Origin of the sequence: Sphingomonas faeni (assembly GCF_024273235.1) — a bacterium.
Lineage (GTDB): Bacteria > Pseudomonadota > Alphaproteobacteria > Sphingomonadales > Sphingomonadaceae > Sphingomonas > Sphingomonas faeni_A.
Genome location: NZ_JANBVH010000017.1, coordinates 1 through 12,355 on the forward strand (window position 1 = coordinate 1; position 12,355 = coordinate 12,355).

Consider the following 12,355-nt stretch of genomic DNA (forward strand, 5'->3'; position numbering starts at 1 on the left):
TGCCCGTCGCCAGTGAAATCTCGACCCCGGCGGAGGCCGGGGCCCAAGTGGAAAGGTTGCGGTAACGGAGCGCGCGCTCAGTTAGCGGCGTCCCCCAATTGGGCCCCGGCCTTCGCCGGGGTGGTGCAGGGGCTGCCAGTGGGCGGCGTTCGTATCAGTGCGGCTTCTTTGCCTTGGCCGGCTTCTTCGGCTCGGGCTTCTTCGGCGGGGTCTTCTTCTCGGCCCCGTCCTTCGCGCGCAACGCGGGCACCGCGATCGCGGCCGCGATCCCCGCGATCACCGTCGCGCCGACCGCGATCGCCGTCTTCGGGTGCGACTTCACCGCATCGGTCGCCGTTGCCAGCCCAGCCTTCGCCGCGTCGGTCGCGTCCTCGACCCAGTCGCTCGTCGCGGCGGTCTTCTTGTCAGCCTTCGGCGTGTGGTCGTCGTCGTGGTGAACCTTGGCGTGCGGCATGGCGGAGTTGGGGATCGACGACATCGGGCTTGTCCTTCGGTTGAGGGATGATGCCCGATAAACCGATCGCCTCCGTGACGGTTCCGTTACGGTGCGCGGCCTACCGCACCAAACTCACCGTTTGCGCGTCAGTTCGCGCATCGCGTCGTCGAGCCCGGCAAGGCTCAGCGGGTACATCCGGTCGGTCATCAGCTCGCGGATGATCCGCACCGATTGCGAATAGCCCCACTGCGCCTCGGGCACGGGGTTGAGCCACGCCGCCGCCGGATAGGTATTCGTCAGGCGCTGCATCCACACCGCGCCCGGCTCCTCGTTAAAATGCTCGACCGAGCCGCCGGGATGGGTGATCTCGTACGGGCTCATCGACGCATCGCCGACGAAGATCAGTTTGTAATCATGACCGAACTTGTGGAGCACGTCCCATAACGGCGTGCGCTCGGCGAAGCGGCGCGTGTTGTCCTTCCACACGCCCTCGTATGGGCAATTGTGGAAGTAGAAGAATTCGAGGTTCTTGAACTCGGTGGTCGCGGCCGAGAACAGTTCCTCGCAGAGTTTCACGAACGGGTCCATCGAGCCGCCGACGTCGAGGAACAGCAATAGCTTGACCGCATTGCGGCGCTCGGCGCGCATGACGATGTCGAGATAGCCCTGCCGCGCGGTGCCGGCGATCGTGCCATCGATGTCGAGTTCGTCGGCAGCACCGTCGCGCGCGAAGCGGCGCAGGCGGCGGAGTGCCACCTTGATGTTGCGGGTGCCGAGTTCCTTGGTGTTGTCGAGGTTGCGGAACTCGCGCTGGTCCCAGACTTTCAGCGCGCGCTTGTGCGTGCTTTCGCCGCCGATGCGGACGCCTTCGGGGTTGTAGCCGCCGTTGCCGTAGGGCGACGTGCCGCCGGTGCCGACCCACTTATTGCCGCCCTGGTGGCGTTCCTTCTGCTCCTCGAGACGTTGCTTGAGAGTCTCCATGATCTCGTCCCACGAGCCGAGCGACTTGATCGCGGCCATCTCCTCGGGGGTTAGGAATTTCTCGGCGACCGCCTTCAGCCAGTCCTCGGGGACTTCGCCGGGGACAGTGCCGTAGCTGGTGGCGAGGCCGCGAAAGACCTTGGCGAAGACCTGGTCGAACTTGTCGAGCAGTCCCTCGTCCTTCACGTACACCGCGCGGGAGAGGTAGTAGAAATCTTCGGGCGTGCGCTCGATCACCTCGGCGTCGAGCGCCTCCAGCAGGATGAGGTGTTCCTTGAGGCTGGCGGGGATGCCGGCGCTGCGGAGTTCGTCGAGGAAGTTCAGGAACATGGGGTCACTCCAGAGCCTTCGTCATGCCGGGCTCGTTCCGGCATCCACGGTTCCGCACACTCGATAGGCGTGATGATGCGGGACCGTGGACCCCGGAACAAGTCCGGGGTGACGGAGTGGATGGGGCGGTCGGCATTGTCTCACCGCGCGATCGGCAGTTCGATCGCGCTGGGTTGCGCGGTCGAGTGGAAGACGCTGATCGTCGCCTTGCGGTAGTCGGCGGGCTTCGCGTCGAAGATGTTGGGGACGTAGGTCTGCGGATTGCGGTCGTAGAGCGGGAACCAGCTCGACTGGACCTGGACCATGATGCGGTGGCCGGGGAGGAAGACGTGGTTGGCATTGGGCAGGACGACGCGGAAATGCGTCGGCTGGCCGGCGACGATCGGCGTCGGCTTCTCGAAGCTATCTCGGTAGCGGCCGCGCAGAATGTCCATCGAGACGGCGAGTTGGTAGCCGCCCATCTCGGGCTTGTCGGAATATTCGGCAGGGTAGACGTCGATCAGCTTCACGACGAAGTCGCCGTCGGTGCCGGTAGTGCTGGCGATCAGGTCCGCGACGGGCGCGCCGGCGATTGCGATCGGGGTCGTCAGCGGGGGCGTCTGGTAGGTGAGGACGTCGGTGCGATCGGAGAACGGGCGCTGGTCGTCGACGAGCCATTGCCGCCAGGTCGACCCGGTCGCGTAGGTCGGGCGGATCGGGCGGAGGCGGTAGGGGATCGGCTTGGCGGGGTCGGAGACATAGTCGTCCTGGCCGTCCTGCGCGGGGGCGGTCGGGGCGAGGCCGCTTGCGGGCTGGAAGTAGAGTTTCTGCGTCGCGGCAGAGTTCGGCCAGCCGGCCAGCGTCTGCCACTGGTTCGTGCCGGTCTGGAATGCGGTGACGGGGGCAAGCGCGGGCGGCATTGCGCCGGTCTTCAGCGCGCCGTCGAGGAACGGGAGCAGGACGTTCTTGCGGAACCACAGCGCGGTGTCCGCATCGAACCGGATCGCACCCAAGGTCGAGCCGTCGCCGTTCGCGCCGCCGTGCGCCCAGGGGCCGAGCGCGAGGTGGTTGACGTGGTTCGGATCGACCTTCGACACCGCCTCATACGCCGCGACGGCGCCGTAAATATCCTCCTGGTCCCATTGGCTGGCGACCCAGAGCGTCGGCACGGTCTGCGGCTGCTTCGGCAGGATCGTCTCGAGCGCCTGGCCCTGCCAGAATGCGTCGTACGCCGGGTGATCGTGGAGGCGGTTCACGAACGGGAGTTGTTCGAGCCCGCGGCTTTTCGCGAACGCGCTGGCGGAACCGGCGCGGAGGAAGGTGTCGTAATCATCGTACGCGTCGCGCCAGAGGTCGCCGGCTTCGCCCTTCGCGGCGTCCTGCGTGTAGTAATAATCGTAGCCGATCTGGCGGAAGGCGCCGCCGTGGAAATCGTCGTCGCCCTTCCACGTGTTGATGACCGGGTTCATCGGCACCGCGGCCTTCAGCGCGGGGTGCGGGTTCACCAGCGCCATTGCGGCCATCATGCCGTCATAGCTGCCACCGATGATGCCGACGCGACCGTTCGAGTTCTTGAGGTTCTTCACCAGCCAGTCGATCGTATCATAGGCGTCGGTGGAGTGATCGACCTTGGTCGTGTTGAGCGGGCCGATCAGCGGGCGTTCGTTGATGTATGCGCCGTTCGAGCCGTTCTTGCCGCGGACGTCCTCGAACACGCGGATATAGCCCGCGTCGAAGAACATCGCGTCGGAGGCGCGAAGGGTCATCGCGCCGCTGGAACTGGAGGATCGGCTGGCGACGCCCTCGGCGTTGTAGGGGGTGCGCTGGAGCAGGATCGGGGCATCCCGCAGGCCCTTGCGCTGGACGATGACGGCGTGGAGCGTGACGCCGTCGCGCATCGGGATATCGACCTCGCGGCGGTCGAAATCGAAGCTGGCGTTGGCGGGGACGAACCTGGCGGGGATATCGCCGCCGGGGGGCGGGGCCTTTTCCTTCTGCGCCCCGACGATCGCGGGGGCGGACGTTGCGAGCAAGGCCAGCGTGATCGTCGTGAAAGCCCTGAACCGCATCGTCATCCTCGCCGTCTTTTGCGGGACGGTGGTGGCATGGTTTCGAGGGTGGCGGCAATCCAAGAATATGTACTTCTGGCTCCCCCCTGGAAGGGAGGGGCTGGGGGTGGCTAGGCCAGCTCGAGCCACACCGGTTCGGATATGCGGACGCCGACCCACCCCCGACCCCTCCCTTCCAGGGAGGGGCGAAGTTGACGGGAGCGGAAGTCAGCGGGCCAGCGAGAAGTCAGCGAGCGATCGATTCGCCGCTTCGAGGGTGGCGGCAATCGAAGAATAGGCACTTCTGGCTCCCCTCCCTGGAAGGGAGGGGCTGGGGGTGGGTAGGCCAGCTCGAGCCACACCGGTTCGGATATGCGGACGCCGACCCACCCCCGACCCCTCCCTTCCAGGGAGGGGGGAAGAATCAGCAGGTAGCGAAATCCCCTCCCTTTCAGGATGGGGGAAGTCAGCGTCCGATGGGCTTGCCGCTGACGGGCACGTACGCGTCGATCAGCGCGCCGACGTAATCGGGGTTGCGGCTCGTCAGTTCGGCGGCGGCGTGCGCCTTGCCGTAGATGAAGCCGTAGACCGGGTAGATCCCGCCGCCGAGGCCGTCCACGTCCTTGTACCAGACCTTCACGTCGCTCCAGTCGTTGTCGCGCGAGACGTCGAACAGCGTGACGTCCTGTTCCGCGTGCCCGCGCTCGCCGTTCTGCCGCGACCAGTTGGCGTGGGTCAGCATCACGACGCGCTTCTCGACCACCCGGCTGACGACCGCGACATGGCCGAACGGCAGGCGTGCGGTCTTCGCGAAGACGATGACGGCGCCTTCTTTCGGGATGTGCGTGCGTTCGTATTTGCCGTCGGCCTGCTCCCACCAGGTCCAGGCGTTGCCGTAGATCTGGATTCCCGACGCGGCGCGCGCGAAGGGCACGCACTGGCCGACATAGTCGAGCAGCGAGGCGGATTTGGACGCGGATGCGGGGGCGGCCATGGCGATTGCCAGCAGTGCCGGCGCCCAACGACGGAAAGCATACAATCTCATGAGGCCACCCTGCGCCGAAGGTGTGGCATAATTGTTGCCGCAGATGGTTAACGCAGGATAAGTTCGGCGGATGGTCTTTAGGCCGACGGCGTAGGTCGAGGCCAGCGATCACGGGCCGGGGAGGCTCATCCGGATCGGATCGAATAAGCCGGTAACACTGCGCCGTAACGGGCTGTAAATCATCAACTTCGGTTCAGCTGGAGCGGTGAAGTACCCGCCCGGTGACTCCTCGCCTCCGAAGCGGTTGCGTCGAGCGCCACGCACCCGCTGCGTGTCGGTTAGACCTCGGCTGGTCGACGATCCGCCGGTCCTGGGGCGGGCGACGCCTGGTCTGGGCAATCCCAGGTTTGCGACATCACAAGCCCGTCAACCAAGGATGACGTCATGACGACCGATACGAACACCCTGATGGCCCCTAAGGCCGCGCAAGACTTGATGGCCGCCGCAGTGGACTGGACTCAATATGATGGCAATCGCGTAACGTCGAATGCCAGTCACGGCGCCGTGTATATCGCCATGTGGGGCCAGCTCTTCGCCATTCCCGACAGCGACACGTTCAACAGCATGTTCAACAACTGGAACGGCATTCTCAACAGCGACTATCTCGTCGACAACATGCCGCGCGGCGCGCCTTTGGCCAGCGGTTCCTTTATCGCGCTCGGCTCGCGCTCGCCGGCGCAATATCTCGTTACGTTCGGGCAGAAGCTGCACATCCCCGATCCGGCGACCGTCTCGCGGTTCAACTTCCGCGGTCCGACGGGTATCCCGCAGCTCGCCGTCGATTATATTCCGACGGGTCGAAGCGTGACCTGAGCGACGCGCAAGCCGATGGCGTTGCGTGGGCAGCGTCGTCGGTTTGCCGCGCCTCGATAGCCTACCCCTGGTTCTTCTGCCGCTTCGCCATGAACGCCAGGCGTTCGAATAGCATGACGTCCTGTTCGTTCTTCAGCAGCGCGCCGTGGAGCGGCGGGATCGCCTTGGTCGGGTCGCGGTTCTGGAGGATGTCGAGCGGCATGTCCTCGTGGAGCAGCAGCTTCAGCCAGTCGAGCAGCTCGCTGGTCGAGGGCTTCTTCTTCAGCCCCGGCACGTCGCGGACGTCGTAGAACAGGTCCATCGCCTTGCTGACGAGGATCTTCTGGATGCCGGGGAAATGCACGTCGACGATCGCCTGCATGGTCTGTCGATCGGGGAACTTGATATAGTGGAAGAAACAGCGGCGGAGGAACGCGTCGGGAAGTTCCTTCTCGTTGTTCGACGTGATGATCACGATCGGGCGCTCGACCGCGCGCACGGTTTCCTTGGTCTCGTAGACGTGGAACTCCATCCGATCGAGTTCCTGCAACAGGTCGTTGGGGAACTCGATATCGGCCTTGTCGATCTCGTCGATCAGCAGGACGGGCGGGGCCGGCTGGGTGAACGCCTCCCACAATTTGCCCTTGCGGATATAGTTGCCGATGTCGTGGACCCGCGCGTCGCCGAGCTGGCCGTCGCGCAGGCGGGCGACCGCGTCATATTCGTACAGGCCCTGCTGCGCCTTGGTGGTCGACTTGATGTTCCACTCGATCAGCGGCGCGCCGAGCGCCTTGGCGATTTCATAGGCGAGGACGGTCTTGCCGGTGCCGGGCTCGCCTTTGATCAGCAGCGGACGGCGCAGCGTCACGGCGGCGTTGACCGCGACTTTCAGATCGTCGGTCGCGACGTAGCTCTGGGTGCCTTCGAAGCGCTTCATGCGATGTCCCGTCCGGTTCTGAATACCGGGTATGGATAGAAGGTTTCCGCAGCCCCGTGCAAGCCGGTTACAGATCGCCGCGGGCGCTCGCACGGGCTTCGAGCAGCGACCACAGGCCGCGGTGCTGCGCGAACAGCTGTTGTGCACCGAACAGGATCGCGCGCTGGACGCCGGGCGCGTTGCCGAGCGCCGCGATCATCGCTGCGGTGTCGGCGTTCGAGGGGAAGGTCGGTGCGGGTACTGGGAGCCCGAAGCGCTCCGCGGCGATATCGAGCATCGCGCGGATCGAGCCCCAATCGAGCAACAGCGCCGCGACCGCACCGGTCGCACAACCGCGCCGTTCGGACCGGGCGAGCATTTCGAGCGCATGCCGTTCGCCGACCAGCGCCGATTCGGTTTCCGCCTGACCGGGCGTCGAGGGCAGCGGGCCGACCGCGGCGGTCAACTGCGCGAGATAGGTGCGCTCGTCGACGAAACCGGCGGCGGCGGCGGTCAGCCAGTCCTGTGCCTCGGGCTGGACCGCGTTTGCCAGGACGTCGGCGATCATGCCGGGATGGTCGCCGTGCACCGAGCACAGCGCGTGGACCGCGTCGGACAGGTTGCGGGGCGGCTGGCCACCCGAGATAAGGCGGCGATAATGCGGGTGCGCGACGCTGCCATCGGCCTCGGCCAGCCGGACGAGCGCCTGCCATGCGCTGCGCTCGCCTGCGGGCTCGTTGCCCTGCGGTACCGTGGTCGAGACCATCATACTCCGGTCGTGCTGCGCGGTGGACGAACGTCCACGGCAAGGTTCTCGTCGGTCGGTTTAAACGAAGCGCGTAAAGACGCGGTTTACGCCGTGGTAATTATCTCATGCTCGTCAGTCGGCAGCCGGGATGGTCGAGGTCGTCGCTGCGATGCGCCCTTTACGCCGCCGCATGCCGTCGCGATAACGCGCCACCGAACATCTTCGGGCCGCCGGGCGGTATCCGGCGGGATGATCCCACGGAGTCTACAGGATGCGAACATGGTTGCTCGGGCTTGCACTTGCTTCGGTCGGAACCGCCGCGATGGCTGCTGATCAGGTGACGCCCGCCGCCGGTCCTGCGGCAGTGACTCCCGCGCCCGAGCCGCTGCGGCCGGTCGAGGCGGCGAAACCCGGCGACCTGACGATGGCGCGCGTGTTCGGCAATCCGGACCTGTCGGGATCGCAGCCGCGCGCGGTGCGGCTGTCACCGGACGGCACGTTGCTGACCAGCTTGCGCAACCGCGACGACGAGAAGGAGCGTTTCGATCTCTGGGCGGTCGATACCGCGACGGGCCAGGCGCGGATGCTGGTCGATTCGAAGACCGTCGGCAGCGGCGCCGAACTGACCGAGGCCGAGAAGATGCAGCGCGAGCGTGCGCGGATCGGCGGGCAGAAGGGCATCGTCGCCTATGACTGGGCGCCCGACGGCAAGTCGATCCTCGTGCCGCTCGACGGCGACCTGTATCTCGCAGGGCTCGACGGCAAGGTGAAGCGGCTGACGAATACGCCCGGCGGCGAGCTGAACCCGGTCGTCAGCCCCAAGGGCAGCTTCGTCTCGTTCGTCCGCGACCAGAACGTCTTCGTCCAACCGCTGAGCGGGGGCGACGCGCGAGCGCTCACTACCGGTGGCGGCGGAACGGTGCATTTCGGCGAGGCGGAATTCGTCGCGCAGGAAGAGATGGATCGCCGCACCGGTTATTGGTGGTCGCCCGACGAGCGGCATGTCGCGATCGAGCGGTTCGACGAGGCACCGGTCCACACCGCGACACGCGCATCGATCGGCGCGACCGGGACCAAGGTCTACGAGCAGCGCTATCCCGCGGCTGGCACCCCGAACGTGCTGGTCGATCTGTATATCATGAACTCCGACGGCTCGGGCCAGGTGAAGGTCGATCTCGGCACCAACCCCGACATCTATCTCGCGCGCGTCGACTGGACGCCGGATGGCCGGATGCTGCTGGTCCAGCGTCAGAGCCGCGACCAGAAGCTGCTGGAAATGCTCCGCGTCGATCCCGCGACGGGCAAGTCGACCGTGCTGTTCACCGAGAAATCGGGCGTGAAGAGCTGGCTCAACCTGTCCGACGCCTATCACGTGCTTCAGGACGGCAGCCTGATCTGGCGGTCGGAGCGGAGCGGCTACGGGCATCTCTACCGGTTCGCGTCGGGCAAGTGGACGCAGCTTACCAAGGGCGACTGGGTCGTCACCGATCTGGTCGGCGTCGATGAGACAAAGGGTCGGCTGTTCTTCCTCGGCAACAAGGACGACGTGCTCGAGCAGCAGCTCTATTCGGTCGACGTCGCCAAGCCGAACGCGATCACCAAGCTGACCGAAACCGGCTGGTGGAACAGCGCGACGATGGATGCCGCCGCGAGCCGGTTCATCATCTCGCGCTCGAATCCGAAGCAGCCGACCCAGGTCTATCTCGCGGACGCGACCGGCAAGCGAATCTCGTGGATCAACGAGAATGCGGTGGTCGAGGGGCACCCTTATTATCCGTATCTGTCGAGCCACCAGGAAACCAAGTTCGGCACGCTGAAGGCCAAGAACGGCATGACGCTCTATTACGAGATGATCACGCCGCCATTGGAGCCAGGCAAGAAATACCCGGTGTTCTTCGAACATTACGGCGGACCCGGCACCGGCCAGCAGGTCACGCGCGGCTGGCAGGGCGGATTGCCGCAATATCTGGTCGATCGCGGCTGGATCTATTTCACCATCGACAACCGCGGCTCGTATAATCGCGGCAAGGCGTTCGAGGACCAGATCTATCACGCGATGGGCACGGTCGAGGTCGAGGACCAGCTTTCGGGCGCGAACTACCTGAAGTCGCTGCCGTTCGTCGAGCCGAGCAAGATCGCGACCTATGGCTGGTCCTATGGCGGCTATATGTCGTTGAAGATGCTGGAGAAGACGCCGGGCGTGTATGCCGCGGCCGTTTCAGGAGCGCCGGTCACTGACTGGCAGCTGTACGACACGCATTATACCGAGCGGTATCTGGGCGATCCGGCGAAGGACCCGGCGAGCTACTCGACCTCGGCCGCGGTCGAGGAGGCGAACAGGATCGTCGATCCGTTGCTGCTGATCCACGGGATGGCGGACGATAACGTGTTCCTCGACAATTCGACCAAGGTGGCCGCGCGGATGCAGGCGACCGCGACGCCGTTCGAGATGATGTTCTACCCGGGGTACACGCACCGCGTGGCGGGGCCGGGGATCAGCGAGCATGTCTGGGGGACGATCCTGAACTTCCTCGACCGGACCGTGAAGGACAAGCCGGTGCCTGAGGCTGTGGCAACGCCGGCGAAGTAACCACGGTGCGGTTCGTCGAGACGTTTCACCTGTGGCCGTTCCTCGACACGCTGGTGAGTTACATCGCTGCGTTCGTGTTCGGGACGCTGATCGGCGCGGAGCGGCAGTACCGCCAGCGCACCGCGGGGCTGCGGACCAACACGCTGGTGGCGCTCGGGTCGGCGGCGTTCGTCGATCTGGGGCAGCGGCTGGGCGGCGATGTCGAGTCGATCCGGATCATCGCCTATGTCGTGTCGGGGATCGGCTTCCTCGGCGCGGGCGTGATCATGAAGGAGGGGATGAACGTCCGCGGGCTCAACACCGCGGCGACCTTGTGGTGCTCGGCCGCGGTCGGCGCGTGCGCCGGCAGCGACATGATCGCGGAGGCGGGGTTGCTGACGTTCGTCGTGCTGCTGGCGAACACCGCGCTGCGGCCGCTGGTCGACGGGATCAACCGGATTCCGACCGATGGGCGGACGATCGAGGCAACCTATAGCGTGATGGTGACGGCGGCGGCGGGGGATGCGGGGCCGATCGGCGATATGGTGGTGGAGCATCTGGAGGCTGCGCAATTGCAGGTGGCGGAGCTGGACGTGACCGAGCGGGGCGAGGACCGGGTGGAGATTGCCGCGACGCTGGTGGCGACGAACGTGCCGGCGGAGGAACTGGATGCGATCACGGATCACCTGGCGAAGGTGCATGGGATCGAGCATGCGACTTGGCAGGCTAGGACGCATGACTAAGGGTCGGGTTTAGCGGCGGACCTTCCCCGGCCACCACCCCGGCGGAGGCCGGGGCCCAGTTGGGGGACGTGGCTAACTGCGCGCGGCACTTTATTACTGCGACCTTTCCAACTGGGCCCCGGCCTCCGCCGGGGTGGTGCTACTGCTGGGGTGGTGGAGAGAGAAGCGTGTTCGCCCGCGAAGGCGGGGGTCCAGTCTGGGCCCCCGCCTTCGCGGGCGAACAAGGAGGCGGGTGCAACCGTCGCCGCGATCCAAGCCTCCAAACCCCCTCTATCCGCGCAACAAGTCGAAAGCCGTTGGACCTGCCCGCGCAACGACGTTAGTGCGCGGCCAAGTCCAATCGGAGTTATGACATGGGTTATCGGGTGGTGGTCGCGGGCGCGACCGGCAATGTCGGGCGCGAGATGCTCAATATCCTGGCGGAGCGCGAGTTTCCCGCCGACGAGATCGCCTGCGTCGCGTCGTCGCGCAGCCAGGGGCTGATGGTCGACTACGGCGACACCGGCAAGCAGATCAAATGCCAGAACATCGAGCATTTCGACTGGAACGGCTGGGACATGGCGCTGTTCGCGATCGGCTCGGAGGGCACCGCGGTCTACGCACCGATCGCCGCCGCTGCCGGCTGCGTGGTGATCGACAATTCGTCGCTCTACCGCATGGACCCCGACGTGCCGCTGATCGTGCCCGAGGTGAACCCGGAAGCGATCGACGGCTACAAGGCGCGCAACATCATCGCCAACCCGAACTGCTCGACCGCGCAGATGGTCGTCGCGCTGAAGCCGCTGCACGACGCCGCGGTGATCAAGCGCGTCGTCGTATCGACCTACCAGTCGGTGTCCGGCGCGGGCAAGGCGGGGATGGACGAGCTGTTCGAGCAGAGCCGCAACATCTTCGTCGGCGATCCGGCCGAGGCCAAGAAGTTCACCAAGCAGATCGCGTTCAACGTGATCCCGCACATCGACAGCTTCCTCGACGACGGCTCGACCAAGGAAGAGTGGAAGATGGTCGTCGAGACCAAGAAGATCCTCGACAAGAAGATCAAGGTCACCGCGACCTGCGTCCGCGTGCCGGTGTTCGTCGGCCATTCGGAGGCGATCAACATCGAGTTCGAGAACGAGATCTCGGCCGAGGAGGCGCAGAATATCCTCCGCGAGGCGCCCGGCATCATGCTGGTCGATAAGCGCGAGGACGGCGGCTACATCACCCCGATCGAATGCGTCGGCGACTTCGCGACGTATATCAGCCGCGTGCGCGAGGATCCGACCGTCGAGAACGGCCTGAACCTGTGGTGCGTCAGCGACAATCTCCGCAAGGGTGCCGCGCTGAACGCGGTGCAGATCGCCGAACTGCTCGGGCGACGGCATCTGCAAAAGGCCTGAGTCGGGCGGGGCCGTTCGCCCCAAAAATCTGTTCCGCAGTACCAGAACCGCGTCGTCATTTTGCCGTGACGACGCGGTTTCTTCGTGATTCGTCGTCGCGGCGGACGCGGGCGGCAATGGGTCGGATAAACCCGTTTTGCGAAGACCAGGTCAGGCCGAAATCGATATCTGTCAGATTGGGTCTATCGGTTAACGATCATGACCCGAACAAACCTATGTAACTCCGCACAGTGGTTTGAAAATCGAACAAGAACGGGTTTGATATTGAACCATTATGAGTAGTTCGACCGATCAAGAACGAATAGTTGCTTGCCGAGTTCCGATTATTTCTTATTTATGTTGGTAACATACTGTTAGTATTCAGGGGTTGAACATCCCTCCGTTCCGGT

At 65.1% G+C, this 12,355-nt stretch carries 10 protein-coding genes; 4 read left to right on the forward strand and 6 right to left on the reverse strand.

The genetic code is table 11. The features are described from left to right. Positions 1-154: 154 nt before the first annotated feature. From NLI89_RS10830 to NLI89_RS10845, 4 genes are all read right to left on the reverse strand, one after another. Positions 155-478: a hypothetical protein gene (locus NLI89_RS10830; RefSeq protein ID WP_254687075.1), complete on the reverse strand. Its 324-nt coding sequence runs from the start codon at positions 476-478 to the stop codon at positions 155-157. 90 nt (positions 479-568) lie between these two features. Further along, a complete protein-coding gene (locus NLI89_RS10835; RefSeq protein ID WP_254687076.1) occupies positions 569-1,747 on the reverse strand; it encodes a vWA domain-containing protein in 1,179 nt (392 codons plus the stop codon). A 140-nt stretch (positions 1,748-1,887) separates the two neighbouring features. Beyond that, positions 1,888-3,795 (reverse strand): CocE/NonD family hydrolase, encoded by a 1,908-nt coding sequence (locus NLI89_RS10840; protein ID WP_254687077.1) that lies wholly within the window; start codon positions 3,793-3,795, stop codon positions 1,888-1,890. Between the two features lie 445 nt (positions 3,796-4,240). Beyond that, on the reverse strand, positions 4,241-4,819 hold the full coding sequence (locus NLI89_RS10845) for a CHAP domain-containing protein (protein WP_254687078.1): 579 nt from the start codon (positions 4,817-4,819) through the stop codon (positions 4,241-4,243). A gap of 384 nt (positions 4,820-5,203) precedes the next feature. Here NLI89_RS10845 and NLI89_RS10850 point away from each other — a divergent pair, with 384 nt between their 5' ends. Further along, positions 5,204-5,632, forward strand: a complete 429-nt coding sequence (locus NLI89_RS10850) for a hypothetical protein (RefSeq protein ID WP_254687079.1) — start codon at positions 5,204-5,206, stop codon at positions 5,630-5,632. 61 nt (positions 5,633-5,693) lie between these two features. Here the strand turns inward: NLI89_RS10850 and NLI89_RS10855 are convergent, their stop codons facing one another. Further along, positions 5,694-6,548: an AAA family ATPase gene (locus NLI89_RS10855; RefSeq protein ID WP_060525606.1), complete on the reverse strand. Its 855-nt coding sequence runs from the start codon at positions 6,546-6,548 to the stop codon at positions 5,694-5,696. 67 nt (positions 6,549-6,615) lie between these two features. After that, positions 6,616-7,296: a DUF6975 family protein gene (locus tag NLI89_RS10860; protein ID WP_254687080.1), complete on the reverse strand. Its 681-nt coding sequence runs from the start codon at positions 7,294-7,296 to the stop codon at positions 6,616-6,618. Between the two features lie 250 nt (positions 7,297-7,546). Here NLI89_RS10860 and NLI89_RS10865 point away from each other — a divergent pair, with 250 nt between their 5' ends. The 3 genes from NLI89_RS10865 to NLI89_RS10875 all read left to right on the forward strand — a co-directional run bounded on the left by NLI89_RS10865 (position 7,547) and on the right by NLI89_RS10875 (position 11,966). Beyond that, positions 7,547-9,865 (forward strand): S9 family peptidase, encoded by a 2,319-nt coding sequence (locus tag NLI89_RS10865; protein WP_254687081.1) that lies wholly within the window; start codon positions 7,547-7,549, stop codon positions 9,863-9,865. Positions 9,866-9,870: 5 nt separating this feature from the next. Next, the gene (locus NLI89_RS10870; protein WP_254687082.1) at positions 9,871-10,587 is read left to right on the forward strand and encodes an MgtC/SapB family protein; all 717 of its coding nucleotides are present in this window, start codon (positions 9,871-9,873) and stop codon (positions 10,585-10,587) included. Between the two features lie 353 nt (positions 10,588-10,940). Then, positions 10,941-11,966 carry an aspartate-semialdehyde dehydrogenase gene (locus NLI89_RS10875; RefSeq protein ID WP_254687083.1) on the forward strand — a complete coding sequence of 342 codons (1,026 nt, stop codon included), beginning with the start codon at positions 10,941-10,943 and terminating at the stop codon, positions 11,964-11,966. The last annotated feature ends 389 nt before the right edge of the window (positions 11,967-12,355 follow it).

What these genes read in the sequence shown, in the direction of transcription:
- NLI89_RS10850 (WP_254687079.1), top strand. Translation starts at nt 5,204, where the DNA reads ATGACGACCGATACGAACACCCTGATGGCCCCTAAGGCCGCGCAAGAC.
- NLI89_RS10845 (WP_254687078.1), bottom strand. Translation starts at nt 4,819, where the DNA reads ATGAGATTGTATGCTTTCCGTCGTTGGGCGCCGGCACTGCTGGCAATC.
- NLI89_RS10840 (WP_254687077.1), bottom strand. Translation starts at nt 3,795, where the DNA reads ATGCGGTTCAGGGCTTTCACGACGATCACGCTGGCCTTGCTCGCAACG.
- NLI89_RS10860 (WP_254687080.1), bottom strand. Translation starts at nt 7,296, where the DNA reads ATGATGGTCTCGACCACGGTACCGCAGGGCAACGAGCCCGCAGGCGAG.
- NLI89_RS10855 (WP_060525606.1), bottom strand. Translation starts at nt 6,548, where the DNA reads ATGAAGCGCTTCGAAGGCACCCAGAGCTACGTCGCGACCGACGATCTG.
- NLI89_RS10835 (WP_254687076.1), bottom strand. Translation starts at nt 1,747, where the DNA reads ATGTTCCTGAACTTCCTCGACGAACTCCGCAGCGCCGGCATCCCCGCC.
- NLI89_RS10865 (WP_254687081.1), top strand. Translation starts at nt 7,547, where the DNA reads ATGCGAACATGGTTGCTCGGGCTTGCACTTGCTTCGGTCGGAACCGCC.
- NLI89_RS10830 (WP_254687075.1), bottom strand. Translation starts at nt 478, where the DNA reads ATGTCGTCGATCCCCAACTCCGCCATGCCGCACGCCAAGGTTCACCAC.
- NLI89_RS10875 (WP_254687083.1), top strand. Translation starts at nt 10,941, where the DNA reads ATGGGTTATCGGGTGGTGGTCGCGGGCGCGACCGGCAATGTCGGGCGC.